A 20,172-nucleotide genomic window follows, 5' to 3' on the forward strand; every position below is an offset into this window, starting at 1 on the left:
ACCCGGACGGCAGGGCGCGCAGCGCCGCCTCGCCGTGCCCGGATGGCCGGCGGACACACCGTGCGGACCCGCGCGGGCTGGGGAACCCTGGACGTGGAGGTCACCATGGATCCCGTCGAGGCACTGGACCGGATCGCGTTCCTGCTGGAGCGGTCCCTGGCGCCGACATACCGCGTGCGCGCCTTCCGTACGGCGTCCCGTGTGCTGTCCGCCCTGCCCGAGGACGAGGTGCGGGAGCGGGCGGCCGCAGGGACGCTGGAGTCGCTCAAGGGGGTCGGCCCGAAGACGGCCCAGGTCGTCCTGGAGGCGCTGGCCGGAGAGGTGCCGGGCTATCTGCGCAAGCTGGAGGGCGAGGCCGCGGCGCCGGACGGCGACCGGGGCGGTACGAAGCTGCGGGCGCTGCTGCGCGGCGACTGTCATCTGCACTCCGACTGGTCGGACGGCGGCAGCCCCATCGACGAGATGGGCCGGGCCGCGGCGGCGCTCGGGCACGAGTGGGCGGTGCTGACCGACCACTCCCCCCGGCTGACGGTGGCGCGCGGTCTGTCCGCCGAGCGGCTGCGGGAGCAGCTGGACGTGGTGGCGGAGCTGAACCGCACCTGGGCGCCGTTCCGGCTGCTGACCGGCATCGAGTGCGACATCCTCGACGACGGCGCGCTCGACCAGGAGCCGGAGCTGCTTGAGCGGCTGGACCTGGTCGTGGTGTCGGTGCACTCCAAGCTGCGCATGGACGCCCGCGCGATGACCCGCCGCATGGTGGCCGCGGTACGCGATCCGCACTCCGATGTGCTCGGGCACTGCACCGGGCGGCTGGTGACCGGGCGGGGGCGGCCCGAGTCTGAGTTCGACGCCGACGAGGTGTTCGCCGCGTGCGCCGAGACGGGTACCGCGCTGGAGATCAACAGCCGGCCCGAGCGGCTCGATCCGCCGCGCGGGCTGCTGCGCCGGGCGGTGCGGGCGGGTGTGCTGTTCTCGGTCGACACCGACGCGCACGCGCCCGGGCAGCTGGACTGGCAGATCCTGGGCTGTGCGCGGGCGGAGGAGTGCGGGGTGCCGGCCGAGCGGGTGGTGAACTCCTGGCCCCTGGACGACCTGCTGGCCTGGACCCGCGAGCGGCGCACTCCGGCGGGAGTGGCGGATCCCTGACGTGGTACCCGGGCGGCGAGAGAGCAAGGGAGAGCGCATGGAACGGGCGGCCGTCTTCGACGTCGACGGGACCCTCGTCGACACCAACCACCTGCATGTGGCGACCTGGTGGGAGGCGTTCCGGCAGGCGGGGCACCAGGTGCCCATGCATGCCATCCACCGATCCGTCGGACTCGGCTCCGAGGACCTGATCGCCCGGCTGCTGGGCGAGCGCCGCGACAAGGACGAGGACGCCGAACTGAGCGCCGCGCACACGGCGTTGTACGGCCAGTACTTCGACCGGCTGCCCGCGCTGCGTGACGCCGGGCGGCTGCTGCGGCACCTGGACCGGGACGGCTGGCGGGTGGTGCTGGCGACCTCGGCGAGCGGCCCGGAACTCTCCGCGCTGCGCCGCGCGCTCTCCGCCGACGAGGCGATCACCGCCACCGCGAGCGCCGACGACGTCGAGCAGGGCAAACCGGCCCCCGAGCCGGTCGAACACGCCCTGGAACTGGCCGGGGTGCCCGCCGAGCGCGCGGTCTTCGTCGGCGACACCGTGTGGGACATGCGCGCGGGCACCCGGGCCGGGGTGCGCTGTCTGGGTGTGCTGTGCGGCGGGATTCCCCGCGCCGACCTGGAGGAGGCGGGCGCGGAGGCGGTGTACGACGACCCGGCCCATCTGCTGGCGTCCCTGGCGGACAGCCCCTTCGGCTCCGTGTGACGGCCGCCGACCGCACGTGACCGAGGTCACGGAACGCGCCGGAACACCGGCGGGTGGTTGCCCGTTGAACCACACGTGGGTGCGGATGGGACAGTGTCCCCGGGCCTCACCTTTTGCCCACAGGGACGATCGTTCGGCTGAAGCCCTGTGGAGCCTTTCGCCGAGAGGCGACCGCCATCCGTGCCCACCACTTGGCGGCCCCGACCGAGATTCCCCCGTCCGGTCGGGGCCTTTCTCTGTCCGGACGGCTCCGAGCGGGTCGACCACCGGCCCGGCGGCCCGCCTCCCGCTTGACTTGGAGCGCACTCCAATTCGTAGCGTTCCCGGTATGAGCACTGCACAGCAGCACAGGATCGGATCAGATTTCGGCGCCACCAGCACCGCCGAGGACGTCCTGAAGGGCGTCGACCTCACCGGGAAGCTCGCGATCGTCACCGGTGGCTACTCGGGCATCGGTCTGGAGACCACCCGCGCGCTCACCGGGGCCGGCGCCCAGGTCGTCGTCCCGGCCCGCCGCCGGGAGACCGCCGAGGAGGCGCTCGCGGGTCTGGAGGGCACCGAGGTGGACGAGTTGGACCTCGGCGACCTGGACAGCGTGCGCGGCTTCGCCGAGCGGTTCCTCGCCTCCGGGCGGCCCGTCGACATCGTGATCGACAGCGCAGGCATCATGGCCTGTCCCGAGACCCGGGTGGGGCCCGGCTGGGAGGCGCAGTTCGCCACCAACCACCTCGGCCACTTCGCCCTCGTCAACCGGCTGTGGCCGGCGATCGCACCGGGCGGGGCCCGGATCGTCTCCGTGTCCTCGCGCGCCCACCACTTCTCCGGTATGCGCTGGGACGACGTCCAGTGGGAGCGGGGCTACGACAAGTGGCAGGCCTACGGCCAGGCCAAGACCGCGAACGTCCTGTTCGCCGTCCACCTGGACCGCCTCGGCCGCGACGTCGGCGTCCGCGCGTTCGCGCTGCACCCCGGCGGCATCCTCACCCCGCTCCAACGGCACATCCCCAGGGCGGAGATGATCGAGCGCGGCTGGATCGACGAGGCCGGCAACGTCCTCGATCCGCAGGGCTTCAAGACCCCGCCGCAGGGCGCGGCCACCCAGGTCTGGGCGGCGACCTCGCCGCAGCTGGACGGTCTGGGCGGTGTCTACCTGGAGGACTGCGACATCGCCGAACCCGCCACGGACGGCGACCAGAGCGCCGGCGTCAGGGAGTGGGCCGTGGACCCGGAACAGGCCGCGCGTCTGTGGGAGTTGTCGTCGGAGCTGACGGGCGTGAACGCGTTCGCCTAGCAGCGCGCCGGGTCCCCGGGCGGGGCCGCCCGGGGTCGGTCCGCCGGCCGTTCCGCCATGAACTCCCGCAAATCCGCCACGAGTCGCTGGGCGTGGGTGACGAACAGACCGTGGCCGGCGTCGTCGTAGACCTTCAGCGTGGCCTCGGGTGCTAGCGCGGCGGTACGGCGGCCGGTCGTCTCCAGGGGCGCGGAGACGTCGTGCGTGCCGTGCACGACGAGCACGGGCACGTCCAGCTTGGCGACCTCGGAGGTGAGGTCCACGGTGGCGACCGTCTCCTGGACCGCGCTGGAGGCACGGGCGGTGGTCACCAGACAGCGGTCGGTCAGGTAGCCGACGTACTCGGCCGAGACGCGGTTGCCCGGGCGGTGCAGGGCGAAGAAGTCCCTCAGTGTGCCGGTGTCCTTGAAGAAGGCCGCCCGGTCCCGGAGGAAGACCGCGTTGCCCGCCCGCATCACCGCCGGGTCCCAGCCGTCCGGGTTGTCGGCGGTGCGGGCCACACCCGGGGCGATGCCGGCGACCAGCGCGACGCGGGCGACCCGCCGGTCGCCGTGCCGGGTCAGACAGCGGACGATCTCGGCGCTGCCCACCGAGTGGCCGATCAGGGTCGCCCCGCGCAGGTCCAGATGGTCGAGCAGGCCGTGCAGGTCGTCGGCGAGGGAGTCGAGGTCGTAGCCGCTCCACACGTCGTCCGAGCGACCGTGTCCGCGCCGGTCCAGGCCGACGCAGCGGTAGCCCTCGCCCGCGAGGGGCAGTGTCTGGTACTCCCACATCTCGCCGCCGAGGTAGGCGCCGGCGACGAAGACGGCCACGGGGCCGTCCGAGGGGCCGTAATCGCTGTAGTGGAGCCGTGCGCCGTCGACGGGGCTGGTGAAGTACGGCATGGGGGTCCTCCTGCGGTGCGGAACCATCGGGGTGGGTACGTCCCCGATGGTTCCGCGGGCCGCGTCCCGGGTCGATTACCTCGGAGGTCATCGGCGCAGGTCCGCGTGCGATCGCGCGGGCCGGGTACCCGGTGCCGGAACACGCCGACGGAAGGAGCCGAGCGTGAGCGGCACAACGGGCAACAGGATCGTGGTGACGGGCGCCACCGGCAATGTCGGCACCAGTGTGGTGCGCGCCCTGTCCGAGGACTCGGACGTCGGCTCCGTGCTGGGGCTGGCACGGCGGATTCCCGACTGGTCGCCGCCGCGCACGGAGTGGTCGGCGGTCGATCTGTCCTCCCCACGAGCCGATCTGGCCGATGAGTTCGCCGACGCCGACGCGGTGGTGCATCTGGCGTGGGCGTTTCAGCCGACGCATGATCCGGCGACGACCTGGCGCACGAACGTGCTGGGCAGCATCCGGGTGTTCGAGGCGGTGGCGGCGGCCGGGGTGCCGACGCTCGTGCACGCCTCGTCGGTGGGTGCCTACTCGCCGGGGCCGAAGGAGTTCGCGGTCGACGAGTCATGGCCGACGCACGGCTGGCCGGACGCCGCGTACTGCAGGGAGAAGGCGTATCTGGAGCGGACGCTGGACGTCTTCGAGCGTGAACACCCCGAGGTGCGGGTGGTCCGGATGCGCCCCGCCTTCCTTTTCAAACGGGAGTCGGCGAGCGAGCAGCGCCGGATCTTCGGCGGCCGCTTCCTGCCGGGGCCGCTGGCGCGTCCGGAACTCCTGCCCTTCCTCCCGGACATCCCCGGTCTGCGGGTCCAGGCCCTGCACACCGACGACGCGGCCAAGGCCTGTGTCCTCGCGCTGGGCGCCGAGGTCCGGGGCGCCTTCAACCTCGCCGCCGAGCCTCCGGTCGACGCGGAACTCCTCGGCGAGCTGCTGGGCACCCGCTCCGTCCGCCTCCCCCGCGTCGCGGCCCGCTCGGCGATCGCCGCCGCGTGGGGCCTGCACCTGCTCCCGGCCTCCCCGCACCTCTTCGACGCGGTCCTGCGCCTGCCCCTGATGGACTGCACCCGCGCCCGCACGGAACTGGGCTGGCGGCCGGAGCGGACCTCCACACAGGTCCTGGAGGAGTTCCTGCACGGCCTCCAGCACGGTCAGGGAGCCCCGACGGAACCGATGAGGGGCCGCAAGGCCGGCTGACGCCCGGGGGAGGCAGGCTCGGCTCCGGCCGGCTGCCTCCCCGTCTCACTCCTGCCCGTCTCACTCCTGCGGAGTCTCACTCCTGCGGATTCCCCCCGCCGCCCGGCGTCCCGTCCGCCGGTTCCTCCAGTCGCTCCCGCTGGGGGGTCACCGTGTACTTCGGGTCCTCGGCCGACGCCGTTCCCGCCGCGAAGACGCCGAAGCGGGTGCAGACCGAGCCCGCGAGGAGGGCCAGGCCGGAGGCGATGGCGGGGGTGCGGCGGTCGCCGAGGAGGGCGGACGTGATCGCGCCGGCCGCGGTGAGACCCCGTGCCGTCCGCAGCAGCGTGCCGGCCCGGCCCCCCTTCCAGGTCTCCGCGACCATGCCCAGGCGCCGCTCGGCCGCCGTGCTCGCGGCCGTCTCGGCCAGCGCGGCGAGCCCCGCGGCGTACCGGGCGGGCGTGTTCTCCCTCGTCGGAGCGGCCACCAGCGCCATCCCGGCCGCCGCGGCCGTGGCCGACGCGCCGAAGAGGTACGGCAGTTCACGGTGGGCGCCGTGCCAGGCCGGCACCGCGGTGTCGGCGGCCAGGACACCGGTGTACGTGGCGACCGCCGGCCCCAGCAGTGCCGCCACGCCGGTTGCCGCGCCCCCGAGCCGCGGCAGTCGGCCGGTGACGGCGCTCGCGGCGGCCGCACCCGCCGCGGGACCGTAGACGGAGAGCAGCCAGGACCCCATGCTCATGGGCGAGGTCGGCTTGAACACCCGCAGCATGTTGACGAACCGGCTGGGCCTGCCCAGGTCATGGACGAGGGCGACCGCCGACAGGGAGACCGCGGTCAGCGAGGACACCTTGAGTGCCGTGGCGGTGGTCCTACGACCCGTCAGTTGCGCTCCCGCCGCGAGCACCGAACCGGCTCCGGCGAGCCCGCCCAGGAAGAAGTATCCGGCGATGTCGGAGGCGGCCCAGGACGGTGCCTTGATGACCGGGCGACCGTAGTAGGACTCGAACTCGGCGCGGGGGACGACGGGTTGCTCACCGCGACGGCGGCGTCCGCGCCTTGTGCGCTCGGTCGTGCTCATCGCCTGCCCCTTCCCGCCCCGGCGAGTGCGAAGCAGGCCGCGATCCCGCCCAGCAGGGACACGGCGGCCACGCCGGCGTGCTTCCACATCTCGGGCAGATCCCGGGTGGTGACGACGGGGTCGGGGGGCAGGCCGTACACCTCGGGCTCGTCCAGCAGCAGGAAGAAGGCCCCGTCGCCGCCCACTCCGTCGTCCGGGTCGTGGCCGTAGAGGCGGGCATCCGTGACTCCGGCCTCGTGCAGCTGGTCGACGCGCAGGGCGGCCCGCTCGCGCAGTTCGTCCAGCGGGCCGAACTGGATGGACTCGGTGGGGCACGCCTTGGCGCAGGCCGGTTCCTGTCCCGCGCCAAGGCGGTCGTAGCACATCGTGCACTTGAACGCCCGTCCGTCGTGCGGGCGTTGCTCGATGACACCGTACGGGCAGGCGGGCACGCAGTAGCCGCAGCCGTTGCAGATGTCCTCCTGGACGACGACCGTCCCGAACTCGGTGCGGAAGAGCGAGCCGGTGGGGCAGACGTCGAGGCAGGCCGCGTGGGTGCAGTGCTTGCACACGTCGGAGGACATCAGCCAGCGCATGTCACCGCCGGCGGCTCCCTCCGCGTCCTGGTTCCCGTCCCTGGCGTCGCCCTCCACCAGGGGGAGTCGGGTACGTCCCTCCGGGCGCGGCTGCTCGATGAAGGCGACGTGCCGCCAGGTCGAGGCGCCGAGCGCCTGGGTGTTGTCGTAGGACATGCCGGTCAGGGAGAGGCCGTCCTCCGGAATGGCGTTCCACTCCTTGCAGGCGACCTCGCAGGCCTTGCAGCCGATGCAGACGGAGGTGTCGGTGAAGAATCCGACGCGTTCCTGGCTCACTTGCGGGCCTCCGTTCCGGTGTCCGGCGTGATGCCGGCCCGCCTGCGGTACTCGGCGACCAGCCGCGGCAGATCCGGGCCGCGCGGGCGGCGGCCCGGTCGGATGTCGGCGGTGAGCGCCTTGTCCTCCTGGATATGGGCGTTGGGGTCGAGGGTGATGGAGGTCAGCTCGTTGGCCGCATCGCCCGGCGCGACGCCGTTGGGCCCCCAGTGGAAGGGCAGGCCGATCTGGTGGACGACCCTGCCCTGCACCCGCAGCGGGCGCATGCGGTCGGTGACCAGGACCCGCGCCTCCACGGCGTTGCGGGCGGTGACGAGGGTGGCCCAGCCGCCGTTCTCCAGGCCGCGTTCACGGGCCAGCGCGGGCGAGACCTCGCAGAAGAACTCCGGTTGCAGCTCGGAGAGGTACTCCGACCAGCGGCTCATGCCACCCGCGGTGAAGTGCTCGGTCAGGCGGTGCGTGGTGACGACGTAGGGGAAGACGTCGGCGCCCTTCTCGTCGCCGCTGGGGTGGTAGCGGTTGCCCTCGCGGGGCATCACCTGGCGTACCGGGCTGCGCGGGGTGGAGGGGTACAGGGCGTTGGGGAACGGCGAGTCCTGTGGCTCGTAGTGGGTGGGCAGCGGGCCGTCCTCCAGACCGGCGGGGGTGAACAGCCAGCCCTTGCCGTCGGCCTGCATGATGAACGGGTCGTCGCCGCGCAGCGCGTCGGGGCCGACGGCGTCCTTGTCGGGGACGAAGTCCGGTGCGCGGTCGGGGACGAAGTCCGGGACGTCGTACCCGGTCCACCGGCCCTCGTCCGCGTCCCACCAGAGGTATTTCTTGCGCTCGCTCCAGGGCGTGCCGTCGGGGGCGGCCGAGGCCCGGTTGTAGAGGATGCGGCGGTTGGCCGGCCAGGCCCAGGCCCACTCGGCGGCGACCCAGTCCTGTTCCCACTCCGGTTTCTTGCGGGCGGCCTGGTTGACGCCGTCGGCGTGGACACCGCAGTAGATCCAGCAGCCGCAACGGGTGGATCCGTCGTCCCTGAGCTCGGTGTAGGCGCTCAGCGGACCGTCGGGCCCCTGTCCGCCGATCTCGGCGAGCACGGCGTCGGCGACCGGCTCCCGCAGTTCACCGGTGACCGGATAGTCCCAGGCCAGATCGAGGATCGGCCGGTCCATGGGGTCGGTGGAGCCGGCCAGCTTCTCCTTGATCCGGCGGCCCAGGTGGTACATGAACCACAGGTCGCTGCGCGCGTCGCCCTCGGGTTCGACGGCGGCGTGGTGCCACTGCACCCAGCGGTTGGTGTTGGTGAAGGAGCCGGACTTCTCGGTGTGCGCGGCGGCGGGGAAGAAGAACACCTCGGTGCCGATGTCCTCGGTGCGCAGCTCGCCGGTCTCGATCTCGGGGCCGTCCTTCCACCAGGTCGCCGACTCGATGAGGGAGAAGTCGCGGACGACCAGCCAGTCCAGCTGGGCCATCCCGAGCCGCTGGAGGCGGGTGTTGGCGGAGCCGACGGCCGGGTTCTCGCCGAGCAGGAAGTAGCCCTTGCAGTCGCCGTCGAGCTGGGCCATGACCGTGTCGTAGGTGGAGTGGGAGCCGGTCAGCCGCGGGATGTGGTCGAAGCAGAAGTCGTTGTCGGGGGTGGCGGCGTCGCCGTAGTACGACTTGAGCAGGCTGACGAGGTACGCCCGCATGTCGGCCCAGAAGCCCTTCACGGTGCGGGTGCTCTCGACGAAGTTGTCGAGGTTCATGTCCTCGTGGGCGTGCGGCATCGGGATGTAGCCGGGCAGCAGGTTGAACAGGGTGGGGATGTCGCTGGAGCCCTGGATGGAGGCGTGGCCGCGCAGTGCCTGGATGCCGCCCCCGGTGCGGCCGATGTTCCCGAGCAGCAGCTGGAGGACGCTCGCGGCGCGGATGAACTGGGCGCCGGTGGTGTGCTGGGTCCAGCCGACGGCGTAGCAGAAGGCGCTGGTGCGCTCGGGGCCGGAGTTGGCGGTGAGCGCGTCGCAGACCTGCCGGAAGGTCTCGCGGGGGATGCCGCAGACCTCCTCGACCAGCTCGGGTGTGTAGCGGGCGTAGTGCCGCTTGAGGATCTGGTAGACGCAGCGCGGGTGCTGGAGGGTCTCGTCGGTGGGGGCGCGGTGGCCGGTGCGGGCGCCTCCGGAGCCGTGGGCCTCGGCGCCCGCGGACTTGCGGGTGCGCTCCTCGTACAGTTCGTCGGCCTCGCCGGCCGGCTGCTGGATCTCGACGCCCTCGTACTGCCAGGTGGCGGGGTCGTAGTGCTTCTTCTCCGCGTCGAAGCCGGAGAAGACGCCGTCGAGGTCCTCGGTGTCGCGGAAGTCCTCGCCGACCAGGGTGGAGGCGTTCGTGTAGTTCAGGACGTATGCGCGGAAGTCCTTCTCCTCGGTCAGGACGTGGTTGATGATCCCGCCGAGGAAGGCGATGTCGGTGCCCGCGCGGATCGGCACGTACAGGTCGGACAGGGCGCTGGTGCGGTTGAAGCGGGGGTCGACGTCGATGACGACGGCACCGCGTTTCTTCGCCTCCATCACCCACTGGAAGCCGACCGGGTGGCACTCGGCGAAGTTGGAGCCCTCGATCACGATGCAGTCGGCGAACTGCAGGTCCTGCATGAAGGTGGTGGCACCGCCCCGGCCGAACGACGTGCCGAGGCCCGCGACGGTGGACGAGTGGCACACACGGGCCTGGTTCTCCACCTGGACGACGCCGAGACCGGTCAGCAGCTTCTTGATGAGGTAGTTCTCCTCGTTGTCGAGGGTGGCCCCGCCGAGGCTGGCGATGCCCATCGTCCGGGCGGTGCGCATCCCGTCGCGCTCCCATTCCCAGGTCTCCCGCCGGGTACGCAGGACACGCTCCACGACCATGTCCATGGCGGTGTCGAGATCGAGCGGTTCCCAGTCCGTGCCGTGCGGCCGCCGGTACAGGACCTGGTGTTCCCGCGCCGGCCCGGTGGTCAGCTGAAGCGTCGCCGACCCCTTCGGGCACAGCCGTCCCCGGCTCACGGGCGACGCGGGATCACCCTCGATCTGTACGACCTTCTCGTCGCGCACATAGACCTGCTGTCCGCAGCCGACCGCGCAGTACGGGCAGACGGACTGCACGACCCGGTCCGCGCTGTCGGTCCGCGGTCGCAGCGCCGCGGTGTGCGGCGACTTCGCCGCGCTCCCCCGCCCTGTCCGGTCCTCGCCGCCGAGCTGCCGGTAGACGGGCCAGGAACGGACCCGATCGCCGATACCCATGGGTGGCTCCCTGTCGCGGTTCAGGCGGAGGACTCGTCCGGCGCGGGATGGTCGGCGTGCACGGTGGCGGACCGGGGCCCGCCCTCGCGCCCGGTGCCGGCTTCGTCGGTGTCGGGGACCTCCTCCGCCCCTTCCGGCAGCGGGATGTCCAGCGGGTCCTCGCCCTCGCGCACCTGCTGGTCCGGCAGGTCCCGGGGCACGGGTCCACCGCCCTGGCCCGCGTCACGCCGATCGGCCACGACGCACTCCCTTCGCGTTGTCGAGCGACACGCGAGTACCTCCGCCGGCACCTGACAAACCCGGGTGCGGGGAGCATCCCCTCAGGGGCGCGGGGCGCGCTCCTCCAGCACCGCACGCCAAGCCGGCACCGGCCCTTCCGGCACGGTCTCCATCCGCCGCCCCCCACGCCCGAAGAAGTCGGCGAGCGGCAGGATCGCGGCCCCCACGGTCACCGCGTCCGGACCGAGCCGCCCCAGCTCGATGCTCACCTTCCGGGCCGGATACCGCAGTGCGTACGCCGCCGCGTGCCGCCGTACGGCGGGCAGGAACCGCGCTCCCAGCTGAAGCCCGGCCCACCCTCCGACGAGAATCCGCTCGGGCTGGAAGAGGTTGATCAGATCCGACAGCCCGGCCCCCAGATACTCGGCCGTCTCCTCCAGCACTCCCAGCGCGAGGGGATCGGCCTCCCCCTCGGAGGGATACGCGGCGGCGAGCATCGCGGCCAGCGCCGTCTCCTCGTCGGCCCCGCCGGGGGGCCGCCCACCGGCCTCCCGCCATCGCGCGAGCAACGACTCCGCGCCCGCGTACGCCTCCAGACACCCGAGGGCACCGCACCGGCACCGGCGCCCCCGGACCCGTACCGTCAGATGCCCCCACTCCACGGCCCGCCCGTGTTCCACCTCGGGCGTCACCAGACACGCTCCGACCCCGGACCCGAACAGCACGACGATCGCGTTGTGGGCACCACGGCCCGCGCCGAACCACATCTCGGCCTGACCGAGCGTCTTGGCCCCGTTGTCGATGAAGTACCGCACCCGGTCCGGGAGCCGGGACGTCGACCGGAGCAGCGCCTCCAGCGGCACCGCGTCCCACCCGATGGTCTGCCCGTGTACGACGGCCCCCTGGTCCGGCGTGTGCTCGACGATGCCGGGGACACCGATCCCGACGCCGAGAAGCCGGTCGGAGTCGACTCCGGCGTCCGCGAGCACCTCGGCGATCCCGTCGCGGATGTGCCCGACGATGACCTCGACCTCGTACCCCTGCTGGGCGAGCGGGCGTTCGGCGCGGGCGAGCTCGGTGAGGGTGAGGTCGAACAGCTCCACCCGTACCCGGGTCTCGCCGACGTCGACGCCGATCATGTGCCCGGCGCCGGACGCCACGCGCAGCAGGATGCGGGGGCGGCCGCCGTCGGAGTCGACGCTGCCCGCCTCCTCGACCAGTCCGTCGGCGACCAGGTCCGCGACGACATTGCTGATGGAGCCGGAGCTCAGCCCGGTCGCCGGGCCGAGCTCGAAGCGGCTGAGGGGACCGTCGAAGTAGAGCCGCTGCAGCACGGCCGTGCGGTTGGCCCGCCTGAGGTCGCGTACCGTGCGTCCGTTCCGCGCCGCCATATGGCCCCCTTCGCACCCTGTCCGACCTGCAACATACCTCCGGGAGCGGGGATGGCGCGAATTTCCTCCAACCCTTAGTTCACGGTGTGAGCTAAGAGAGGGCCAGCTGCTCGATCTCCTCCAGGGCGACGACGAGCTCCGGGGCGACCACCGCCTGCACCCAGCGCTCATGGTCCTGGTCGACCGCGCGCGGGACCGTCTCGGTGAGCATGATGAGGTACAGGTAGGCGCGGTAGAGGGCCAGGCGCACACGGGCCGGTACGTCGAACTCGGCCCGGCCGCCCGCCTCCCGGTAACCCGCGAGGAACGCCTCGTCCTTCCTGATGTCGCCCAGCAGCGCGAGGGAGACGAAGTCCGCGAGGGGGTCGCCCCAGAACATCCGCTCCCCGTCGATGAGCCCGCCGATGCGGGGCGCCCGCCCCGGCGGGCGGTCCAGCAGGATGTTCCCGTCCCACAGGTCGAAGTGGACCAGTACGGGGGCCGTGACCTCGTCGAGCGCGGGGTAGCCGGCCCGGAGCGCGCCCGCCACCTGGTCGACGGAGCGGGGCAGCCGGGCTCCGTAGTCCAGGGCGTCGTCCAGGACGGCGTCGATCATGGCGGCGAACGCGGTCCGCCAGTCGGGGGCGAGCGGGCCGAGGGCGCCCGAGGGGTAGCCGAAGCCCGGACCGGTCACCGTGTGCAGACGGGCCACCTGACGGCCCAACTCCCGGCGCAGCGGCGCCCGTTCGTCCTCGGCGACCGTCCCGTCCCAGGGCTCGCCGGGACAGGCCGTCATGAGCAGGTGCGGTACGGCGTCGTCCTCGCCGACGGCGACGACACGCGGTGCCACGACCTCGGCCGCGGCCGCCGCCCGGTAGAACTCCGCCTCGGCGGTGAGCAGTCCGCGCTCGTAGCGCATACCGGGAACGGTGGAGGCGGGCGGGACCTTCAGGACGTAGCGGGTGCCGTCGGCGAGGAGGAGTTCCTCGACCGTGTTGTAGGTGCCGCCGCTCAACGTCCTGACTCCGGCGAGGAGTTCGGGGTCGAGGCGGGCGCCGCGCAGTACCCGTCGCGCCCATTCCCAGGAGTCCGCCAACGCCCCGCCCCCTCCCTCGGCCGACGCGTCGGCGTCGGGCGTGTGCTTCCGGAACAGGGTACGGAACACCCCTGCACGGAGGGCGGCGCGACGCGCAACTGCCTTTCGGGGTACAACTGCCTTTCGGGGTACGGGAAACGCGCGAGACCGCTAGTCGGACCTCTGCCCGGACTCCGGCGCCGGGGCGGTGGTGCCGCGCGGGATCAGCCGGGTCGGCAGGGCGACATGCCGCCTGCGGTCCGCCTCGGGGTCGTCGAGCAGCCGCAGGACCAGTTCCCCGGCCGCCCGGCCCATGTCGGACGGCGACTGGGCCACCGTGGTCAGGTCGAACAGCTCGGCCACCGGCTGGTCGTCGAAGCCGAGGACGGACATCCGCTCGGGCACCTCGATCCGTGACCTGCGCAGCGTCCAGATCAGCGAGACCGCGAGCTCGTCCTCCTCGGCGAAGACGGCGGTGGGCGGCTCCCGCAGGCCGAGCAGCCGTCCCAGTGCCTCCGCGACGGCACGCCTGTCGGCGGCCCGTGCCGACACCACCAGCCGATCGTCCGGCCGGATGCCCGCCTCGGTGAGCGCCTGCCGGTAGCCGAGCAGCCGCTCGTGCGAGCTGAAGGAGAAGCCGGTGGCGCCCGGGCTCTGCATGAACGCGATACGGCGGTGCCCCAGGTTCAGCAGGTGCCGGGTGCCGGTCCGCGCGGCCGCCACGTCGTCGACGTAGACGCTCGGCCGTTCCTCGGCGTGCTGGCTGACGTGGACGACCGGCATGCCGAGGTCGTCGAGGCGCGCGCTCTCCTCGTCGGTGAGGTCGAAGGAGAAGACCAGCAGCGCGTCGGCGTTGCGGCGGGCCGGCAACTGCTCGAAGAACACGGCGCGTTCGGCCAGGTCGGGTATGACGTAGACGCTCAGCTCCATGCCCGCGGCGCGCAGCGACGGGGCGAGGCCCGACAGGGCCGAGCCCGTGAACCACGAGTCGAGGGTGGGCACGAGCACCGCCACCACCCCGGTCCTGCCGGTCACCAGGCCCGACGCCTGCCGGGAGACGGCGAAGTCCAGCTCCCGCGCGGCCCGTTCGACCCTGACCCGCACCTCGGGCGACACGTTCGCGAGGCCGCGCAGGGTGCGCGAGACGGTGGAGACGGAGACCCCGGCCCGTTCGGCGACATCGGCCATCGTGGGGTGCCGCCGCGCTGGTGGCATGGGCGGACGCTAGCACGGGTGTGCGCGGGTTGGTGACAGCGCTGCCAGGGCATTACTGGCATGTAGCGCGCGAAGGGTCCACCCTTGATCCTTCAGGCTTGCAAGCGTTGTCATGGCCGAGGAGGACCGCACCCAATGTCCACCAGCACCGCACCTTGGTGGCGCGACGCCGTCATCTACCAGGTCTACATCCGCAGCTTCGCCGACGGGAACGGCGACGGGGTCGGCGACATCGCCGGCCTCCGCTCCCGGCTGCCGTATCTGAAGTGGCTCGGCATCGACGCGATCTGGATCAACCCCTGGTACGCGTCGCCGATGGCCGACCACGGTTACGACGTCGCCGACTTCCGCCGGATCGATCCGCTGTTCGGGACGGTGGAGGAGGCCGAGCAGCTCATCGAGGAGGCGCACCGGCACGGCATCCGGGTGATCCCGGACATCGTGCCGAACCACACCTCCGACCAACACGCCTGGTTCCGGGCCGCGTTGGCGGCGGGACCGGGCAGCCCCGAGCGGGAACGCTACGTCTTCCGGGCCGGGCGCGGGCCCGGAGGCGCCCAGCCGCCCAACGACTGGGTCTCCTCCTTCGGCGGCCCGGCCTGGACCCGGCTGCCCGACGGCGAGTGGTACCTGCACCTGTTCGCACCCGAGCAGCCCGACCTCAACTGGGAGCACCCGGAGGTACGGGCCGAGTTCGAGTCGATCCTGCGCTTCTGGTTCAGCCGGGGCGTCGACGGCTTCCGGATCGACGTGGCGCACGGGCTGATCAAACACCCGGAGCTGCCGGACCTGCCGCCCCGCCCGGACACGGACGGGCCCCGGCAGCACGTCGACCACCCGCACTGGGACCGCGACGAGGTGCACGACATCTACCGGGCCTGGCGCCGCGTCGCCGACGAGTTCCCCGGCGACCGGGCCTTCGTCGCCGAGGCCTGGGCGGACGCCCCGGAGCGGCTGGCCGCCTACGTCCGCCAGGACGGCCTGCACACGGCGTTCAACTTCGACTTCCTGATGTCGAGCTGGGACGCCGAGGACCTGCGGACGGTCATCGACGACTCGCTCGCGATGCTCGGCGCGGTGGGCGCCCCGGCCACCTGGGTGCTCTCCAACCACGACGTCGTACGCCATCCCAGCCGTTACGGCCGCAAGGTCGTCCGGCGCTGGACGGTGAACGAGCCGTACCGCCCGGAGGGCCCGCTGGACCTGGAACTGGGCACGCGCCGCGCCCGTGCCGCCGCCCTGCTGATGCTCGCCCTGCCCGGCGGCGCCTATGTGTACCAGGGCGAGGAGCTCGGGCTGCCGGAGGTCGAGGACCTTCCCGAGTCGGTCCTCCAGGACCCCGTCTGGGAACGCTCGGGGCACACCGACCGCGGGCGCGACGGCTGCCGGGTGCCGATCCCGTGGTCCGGGTCGAAGGCGCCGTACGGCTTCAGCCCGGAGGGTGCGAGGGCCGAGCCGTGGCTGCCGCAGCCGGAGAGCTGGGCGGGCCTCGGGGTGGCCGGGCAGACCGGCGACGAGGACTCGATGCTGGAGCTGTACCGCGCCGCGCTGCGCCTGCGCCGCGAGCACCCCGCCCTCGGCGACGGCGGCCTGCACTGGCGCGACACGCCCTCCGGAGTCCTCGCCTTCGACCGCGCCCCCGGCTTCGTCTGCGTGGTCAACCTCTCCGCCGAGCCGTACCGCCTGCCCGCGCACACGTCGGTCCTGTTGGCGAGCGGTCCGCTGGAGGGCGGTGTCCTGGCGCCGGACCGGGCGGCCTGGCTGGCGGTGTAGCCGCGGTCCCGGCCTTCGAGCCGCGGGATCGCCTGCGTTTCGCCTACGGCGACACCTGTGCGGGACCGCGTCGCGCGGGTCTTCGCTCCGGGCTCGCGGCTATGCGCTCGGCGCGCTGACGTCCGGCGTGCCGACGTCCGGCGCACAGGCGGTGCCCGCGCCCTCGGGCGCGCCGAAGCGGGCGAGGGTGTGCCACACCATCTTCAGGTCCTGGAGCCCGTACCGTCCGGTGCGGGCGGCGTCCCCGATGATCCGTGGGTCGACGCGGCCGTCCTGGGCGATCCGGGCGCCGAGCTCCATGTACTCCCGGCCTCGGTAGTCCGCGTGCCGGCGCAGTCGCGCCACCGTGAGGCGGTAGCCGGGGTGCCACTCGACGGGGCAGGGCAGCCGGCGGGCCGCGGCCTCGACGGGCGTGCCGCGGTAGCTCGCGTCCAGGACGAGCGCCTCCATGTGCCGGGAGAGCCGGACCCCGCCGTGAACCTGGGCCTCGATGTAGTCGTTGAGTGCGTCCTGTTCGTCGGCCTCGGCGAGCGCGATGAGGGACATGCCCGCTGCCACCCCGAAGTCGGTGGGCTCGGCCGCGCTGTCGGGGTAGCAGAAGGTGGACCGGGCGAGCGCCTCGGCGGTGAGCCGGAAGTGCGAGGAGCCGAACCGCGGGGCGGCGCCGACCACTTGGCGCCGGAAGTCGAGCGCGCCGTACACGGGCCGGTCGTGCGGGTCCGCGTCGTCGTAGGCGCCGCCGAAGATCCGGCTCTCCCAGCGCCACCGGTCACCGCCGGGGTGAGCGGTGAGACCGCCGTTGCTGGTGCCGGTGACGAACTGCGAGTGGTAGGCGCCGTCCTGGGCGAGCGCCTGGAGGATGGGGAGCCCGCCGACGAGCCGGTCGGGGTGGAAGTTCAGGGTGATCCTCAGGTCCGTGCCGACCGGAGGGCCCGCCGAGCGGGCGGCCACGTGCCGCAGCGCCGCCAGTGCCCGGGGTGTCCCGGGATCGCCGAACTCCACCGCTGTCCCTTCGTCGAAGCCGCCCCGGCGGTGGTTCAGAGGTCGGCCACCGCCAGGACGATCTTGCCACGGTTGTCGCGACGCTCCAGCGCCTCATGGGCGGCGCGGGCCTCTTCGAGAGGCAGGACGGTCTCGACCGGCACACGGTAGGTGCCCGCGGCGACCCGCTCGGCCAGCTCACGCAGGTCGGGGCGGGGGTCGTATCCGTGGATCTGCAGGTTGGTGAGCTGGAAGCCGACGACGGTCGCGTTCTTGGGATAGAAGTCACGGGTGTCGATCGTGCTGGGCTCCAGGGCGACGTTGGCGAGCGCGACCACCCGGCCGCCGTGGCCGACCTCGCGCAGGCTCCGGGCGAACGCCGGGCCGCCGACGGTGTCGAGGACGACGTCGGCGCCGTGTCCGCCGGTCAGCCGCAGCACCTCCTCGACCTCCGCCTCGTCGGGATGCGCGGAGGTGTCGACGATGTCGTGTGCCCCGAACTCCCCCGCCCACGCGGCCTTCTGCGCCGACCCGGCGAGGGCGATGACCCGCGCGCCCGTCTCGGCGGCGATCTGCACGGCCGCGCTGCCGACCCCGCTGGCCGCCGCCTTCACCACCACCGTGTCCTTCTTGGTGACCCTGGCCAGGTGCCGCAGGCAGTACCAGGCGGAGAGCCAGGCGACGGGCAGCGTGGCCGCCTCGACGAAGCCCACCCCTTCCGGCAGGAGGGTGACCTGGGAGGCGGGCACCGCCGCCGACTCGGCGTAGAAGCCCGGGGCGTTGGCCCCGTCCAACGCCATGACCCGCTGTCCGGCCTCCAGACCGGTGACCCCCTCCCCCACCGCCGCGACGACTCCGGCCGCCTCCACGCCCGGGATCAGCGGCGGCCGTCCCGCTCGGTGGTAGACGCCGGCCCGGACGAGCGCGTCGGCGCGGTTCACGCCCGCCGCCGCGACCCGCACCAGCACCTGACCGGGACCGGCCACCGGCTCCGGCACCTCGACCGGCACCAGCACCTCGGGCCCGCCGAACTCGTCGATCCGTACCGCACGCATACCGCACCTGCTTCCTGTCGCGGCCACACACCCAGCCGACACCGGTTGAAATGGTGTCACCTTCCGACACCACTTCAACCGGTGTCAAGAGGCGTCGACAGAGATACGACACCTCATGAACCGGTGTACGCTCCCCGTATGTCATCCGTCGCCGCCGATCCGGCGCTCGCGTTCCCGTTCATCGGCGGCCGCCCCTGCCTGGATTTCGTGGCGACCCTGGGCCGCCGCCACGCCACCCCCCTGGAGCGCATCCCGGACCCCGCCGCGCTGTCCCGCTGGCTGTCGGAGGCGGGGCTGGCCGTGGGCGAGGAGCCGGTGCGGGTCACCGCGCGGGACCTCACCGACGCCCGCGCCCTGCGCGAGGCCCTCCACCGGGTCGTACGGGCGGCGATGGCCGGGCGGGAACCGGAGCCGGCCGATGTGGAGCTGGTCAACGAGACGGCCGCCCGCCCGGACCTCGCACCGCAGCTGGGGCCGGCCCGCTGGACGGCACAACGGCCCGCCCGGGCGGCGCTGGCGACGGTGGCCAGGGACGCCGTACTCCTGGTGGGCGGCCCGCTCCTGGAGCGGGTGAAGAAGTGCGAGAACCCGGACTGTTCGCTGCTGTTCCTGGACGACTCCCAGGCCCGGCGCCGCCGTTGGTGCTCGATGGAGCGGTGCGGGAACCTGGCGAAGGTGGCCGGCTACCGCTCACGCGGCCGGGCCGCCGCCACCTGACGCTGGAAAGCTCCTCGGGGCCGTGAGAACCTCGGAGTCCGGGCGCTCGCCGTCACCGCCCCGCCCAGGGCCAGAAGGGCCCTCCTAGCCGACCGACCGTTGGGAACAGCCCCCAGTGCCAGATGTACGTGAGTGGAGGGCGTCCCTCGTCCGGTATGTGAAGCGCCGCCGCGACCCGGTGGTCGTCCAGACGCTGCGGTCGGCCGTCGCGGCGACGGTGGCGTACGTCGTCGCCCTGCGGCTCAGCCCGGAGGCGGCCCCGCTGACCGCGCCGCTCACCGCGCTGCTGGTCGTCCAGGTCACCCTGTACGCGACGCTCACCAACGGCATCCGCCGGGTCAACGCGGTGGTGGCCGGTGTGCTGGTCGCCATCGCGTTCAGTCTGCTGGTCGGGCTGACCTGGTGGAGTCTGGCGCTGCTGATCGTCGCCTCGCTGGCCGTCGGGCGGCTGGTGCGGGTCGAGGAGTACGTGCCCGAGGTCGCGATCAGCGCGATGCTGGTGCTCGGGGTGACGACCGTGGGGGACACCGCCTGGGCGCGGGTGGTGGAGACACTCATCGGCGCGGTCGTCGGCCTCGGCTGCAATCTGCTGCTCGCGCCGCCGGTGTGGGTGGACGAGGCGGGCGAGTCGATCGAGGGGCTGGCCAGGCGGGTGCGGCGGCTGATGCTGCGCATGGGCGAGGAGGCCGCGGGACGCACGCCGGTCGAACACGCGACGGAGCGGCTGCACGAGGCGCGGCGGCTCGACCACGACATCGTCGAGGTGGACGCCGCCCTGCGGCAGGCGGAGGACAGTCTGCGGCTCAATCCGCGGGTGCGCGAGGGCCTGCTGCACCGGGTGGTGCTGCGGACGGGCCTGGACACCCTGGAGATCTGCACGGTCGTCCTGCGGGTGCTGGCGCGCACCCTCACCGACCTCGCCAAGGAACGCGACCCGGAACCGCTGTTCGCGCCGGAGACGGGGGCCGCGGTGGAGCGGCTGCTGTCGGAGATCGCCGACGCGGTGGTCAGTTTCGCGGTCCTGGTCACCACCAGTGTGAGTGTGAGCGCGGAGTCGGCCGAGGCCCGGCTCGCCGCCGAGCTGCGCCAGGCCGCGTCGACCCGGGACAAGCTGGCCCAGCTGCTCCTGGAGGAGGTCCAGCGCGACGCCCGCACCTGGCAGCTGTACGGGGCGGTGCTGACCGAGGTCAACCGCATCCTCGACGAGATGGACACCGAGCACCGCTCGCGCCGGTTGCTGGAGGAGCTGGACCGCACCTCGGGCGAGCAGCGGGCCCGTATGCCGCGGCTGACCAGGCTGCGGGAGGGACTGCGCAGCTCCGAGCGACTGCGGGTGCCGGAGGTGCTGCGCAGGAACCATGCCGACGCCGCACGTCGTTCTAAGTGACACAGCCACGGAGGCGA

Annotated in this window: 17 protein-coding genes; 7 read left to right on the forward strand and 10 right to left on the reverse strand. The window is 73.0% G+C overall.

Going from position 1 to position 20,172, the window contains the following annotated elements; genetic code table 11:
- Positions 1–105: 105 nt before the first annotated feature.
- From ABZT17_RS29340 to ABZT17_RS29350, 3 genes are all read left to right on the forward strand, one after another.
- Positions 106–1,146, forward strand: a complete 1,041-nt coding sequence (locus ABZT17_RS29340) for a PHP domain-containing protein (RefSeq protein WP_356353094.1) — start codon at positions 106–108, stop codon at positions 1,144–1,146.
- A gap of 37 nt (positions 1,147–1,183) precedes the next feature.
- Positions 1,184–1,846 carry an HAD family hydrolase gene (locus ABZT17_RS29345; protein ID WP_356353028.1) on the forward strand — a complete coding sequence of 221 codons (663 nt, stop codon included), beginning with the start codon at positions 1,184–1,186 and terminating at the stop codon, positions 1,844–1,846.
- Between the two features lie 328 nt (positions 1,847–2,174).
- Entirely contained in the window at positions 2,175–3,137 is a 963-nt protein-coding gene (locus ABZT17_RS29350) for an SDR family NAD(P)-dependent oxidoreductase (protein WP_356353030.1), read from the forward strand.
- Here ABZT17_RS29350 and ABZT17_RS29355 read toward each other — a convergent pair.
- Positions 3,134–4,021 carry an alpha/beta hydrolase gene (locus ABZT17_RS29355; RefSeq protein ID WP_356353032.1) on the reverse strand — a complete coding sequence of 296 codons (888 nt, stop codon included), beginning with the start codon at positions 4,019–4,021 and terminating at the stop codon, positions 3,134–3,136. The two genes, ABZT17_RS29350 and ABZT17_RS29355, sit on opposite strands and share 4 nt — an antisense overlap.
- 163 nt (positions 4,022–4,184) lie before the next feature.
- Between ABZT17_RS29355 and ABZT17_RS29360 the strand changes: the two genes are divergently transcribed.
- Positions 4,185–5,213: an SDR family oxidoreductase gene (locus tag ABZT17_RS29360; RefSeq protein WP_356353034.1), complete on the forward strand. Its 1,029-nt coding sequence runs from the start codon at positions 4,185–4,187 to the stop codon at positions 5,211–5,213.
- Positions 5,214–5,289: 76 nt separating this feature from the next.
- Here the strand turns inward: ABZT17_RS29360 and nrfD are convergent, their stop codons facing one another.
- The 7 genes from nrfD to ABZT17_RS29395 form a co-directional block, all read right to left on the reverse strand.
- Positions 5,290–6,273: an NrfD/PsrC family molybdoenzyme membrane anchor subunit gene (nrfD, locus tag ABZT17_RS29365; protein WP_356353036.1), complete on the reverse strand. Its 984-nt coding sequence runs from the start codon at positions 6,271–6,273 to the stop codon at positions 5,290–5,292.
- Positions 6,270–7,124, reverse strand: a complete 855-nt coding sequence (locus ABZT17_RS29370; RefSeq protein WP_356353038.1) for a 4Fe-4S dicluster domain-containing protein — start codon at positions 7,122–7,124, stop codon at positions 6,270–6,272. Before ABZT17_RS29370 ends, nrfD begins: the two co-directional genes overlap by 4 nt.
- Positions 7,121–10,363, reverse strand: coding sequence for a formate dehydrogenase (fdh, locus tag ABZT17_RS29375; protein WP_356353040.1), 3,243 nt, complete (start codon positions 10,361–10,363; stop codon positions 7,121–7,123). Before fdh ends, ABZT17_RS29370 begins: the two co-directional genes overlap by 4 nt.
- 20 nt (positions 10,364–10,383) lie before the next feature.
- A complete protein-coding gene (locus tag ABZT17_RS29380) occupies positions 10,384–10,602 on the reverse strand; it encodes a hypothetical protein (protein WP_356353042.1) in 219 nt (72 codons plus the stop codon).
- An 81-nt stretch (positions 10,603–10,683) separates the two neighbouring features.
- Entirely contained in the window at positions 10,684–11,973 is a 1,290-nt protein-coding gene (locus ABZT17_RS29385; protein ID WP_356353044.1) for an ROK family protein, read from the reverse strand.
- 91 nt (positions 11,974–12,064) lie between these two features.
- Entirely contained in the window at positions 12,065–13,048 is a 984-nt protein-coding gene (locus ABZT17_RS29390) for an aminoglycoside phosphotransferase family protein (RefSeq protein WP_356353096.1), read from the reverse strand.
- Positions 13,049–13,198: 150 nt separating this feature from the next.
- A complete protein-coding gene (locus ABZT17_RS29395; protein ID WP_356353046.1) occupies positions 13,199–14,242 on the reverse strand; it encodes a LacI family DNA-binding transcriptional regulator in 1,044 nt (347 codons plus the stop codon).
- A 135-nt stretch (positions 14,243–14,377) separates the two neighbouring features.
- On the opposite strand from ABZT17_RS29395, the gene ABZT17_RS29400 reads away from it, so the two are divergent.
- Positions 14,378–16,015, forward strand: coding sequence for a glycoside hydrolase family 13 protein (locus tag ABZT17_RS29400; RefSeq protein WP_356353048.1), 1,638 nt, complete (start codon positions 14,378–14,380; stop codon positions 16,013–16,015).
- A gap of 99 nt (positions 16,016–16,114) precedes the next feature.
- Here the strand turns inward: ABZT17_RS29400 and ABZT17_RS29405 are convergent, their stop codons facing one another.
- Positions 16,115–17,017, reverse strand: a complete 903-nt coding sequence (locus ABZT17_RS29405; RefSeq protein ID WP_356353050.1) for a DUF3626 domain-containing protein — start codon at positions 17,015–17,017, stop codon at positions 16,115–16,117.
- A gap of 35 nt (positions 17,018–17,052) precedes the next feature.
- Positions 17,053–18,051, reverse strand: coding sequence for a zinc-binding dehydrogenase (locus tag ABZT17_RS29410; protein WP_356353052.1), 999 nt, complete (start codon positions 18,049–18,051; stop codon positions 17,053–17,055).
- Between the two features lie 138 nt (positions 18,052–18,189).
- Here ABZT17_RS29410 and ABZT17_RS29415 point away from each other — a divergent pair, with 138 nt between their 5' ends.
- Both ABZT17_RS29415 and ABZT17_RS29420 read left to right on the forward strand, forming a co-directional pair.
- Complete coding sequence (locus ABZT17_RS29415; protein WP_356353054.1) at positions 18,190–18,768, forward strand: ABATE domain-containing protein; 579 nt, start codon at positions 18,190–18,192, stop codon at positions 18,766–18,768.
- Positions 18,769–18,883: 115 nt separating this feature from the next.
- Positions 18,884–20,155: an aromatic acid exporter family protein gene (locus ABZT17_RS29420; protein WP_356353057.1), complete on the forward strand. Its 1,272-nt coding sequence runs from the start codon at positions 18,884–18,886 to the stop codon at positions 20,153–20,155.
- Positions 20,156–20,172: the final 17 nt, after the last annotated feature.

The organism is Streptomyces sp. NPDC005648, assembly GCF_040605395.1.
In the GTDB taxonomy this organism is placed as follows: Bacteria; Actinomycetota; Actinomycetes; order Streptomycetales; family Streptomycetaceae; genus Streptomyces.

Bases quoted from the DNA above. Each gene is read 5' to 3' on its own strand.
- ABZT17_RS29340 (WP_356353094.1), top strand. From the start codon at position 106: ATGGATCCCGTCGAGGCACTGGACCGGATCGCGTTCCTGCTGGAGCGG.
- ABZT17_RS29345 (WP_356353028.1), top strand. From the start codon at position 1,184: ATGGAACGGGCGGCCGTCTTCGACGTCGACGGGACCCTCGTCGACACC.
- ABZT17_RS29350 (WP_356353030.1), top strand. From the start codon at position 2,175: ATGAGCACTGCACAGCAGCACAGGATCGGATCAGATTTCGGCGCCACC.
- ABZT17_RS29355 (WP_356353032.1), bottom strand. From the start codon at position 4,021: ATGCCGTACTTCACCAGCCCCGTCGACGGCGCACGGCTCCACTACAGC.
- nrfD (WP_356353036.1), bottom strand. From the start codon at position 6,273: ATGAGCACGACCGAGCGCACAAGGCGCGGACGCCGCCGTCGCGGTGAG.
- fdh (WP_356353040.1), bottom strand. From the start codon at position 10,363: ATGGGTATCGGCGATCGGGTCCGTTCCTGGCCCGTCTACCGGCAGCTC.
- ABZT17_RS29385 (WP_356353044.1), bottom strand. From the start codon at position 11,973: ATGGCGGCGCGGAACGGACGCACGGTACGCGACCTCAGGCGGGCCAAC.
- ABZT17_RS29395 (WP_356353046.1), bottom strand. From the start codon at position 14,242: ATGCCACCAGCGCGGCGGCACCCCACGATGGCCGATGTCGCCGAACGG.
- ABZT17_RS29400 (WP_356353048.1), top strand. From the start codon at position 14,378: ATGTCCACCAGCACCGCACCTTGGTGGCGCGACGCCGTCATCTACCAG.
- ABZT17_RS29410 (WP_356353052.1), bottom strand. From the start codon at position 18,051: ATGCGTGCGGTACGGATCGACGAGTTCGGCGGGCCCGAGGTGCTGGTG.
- ABZT17_RS29415 (WP_356353054.1), top strand. From the start codon at position 18,190: ATGTCATCCGTCGCCGCCGATCCGGCGCTCGCGTTCCCGTTCATCGGC.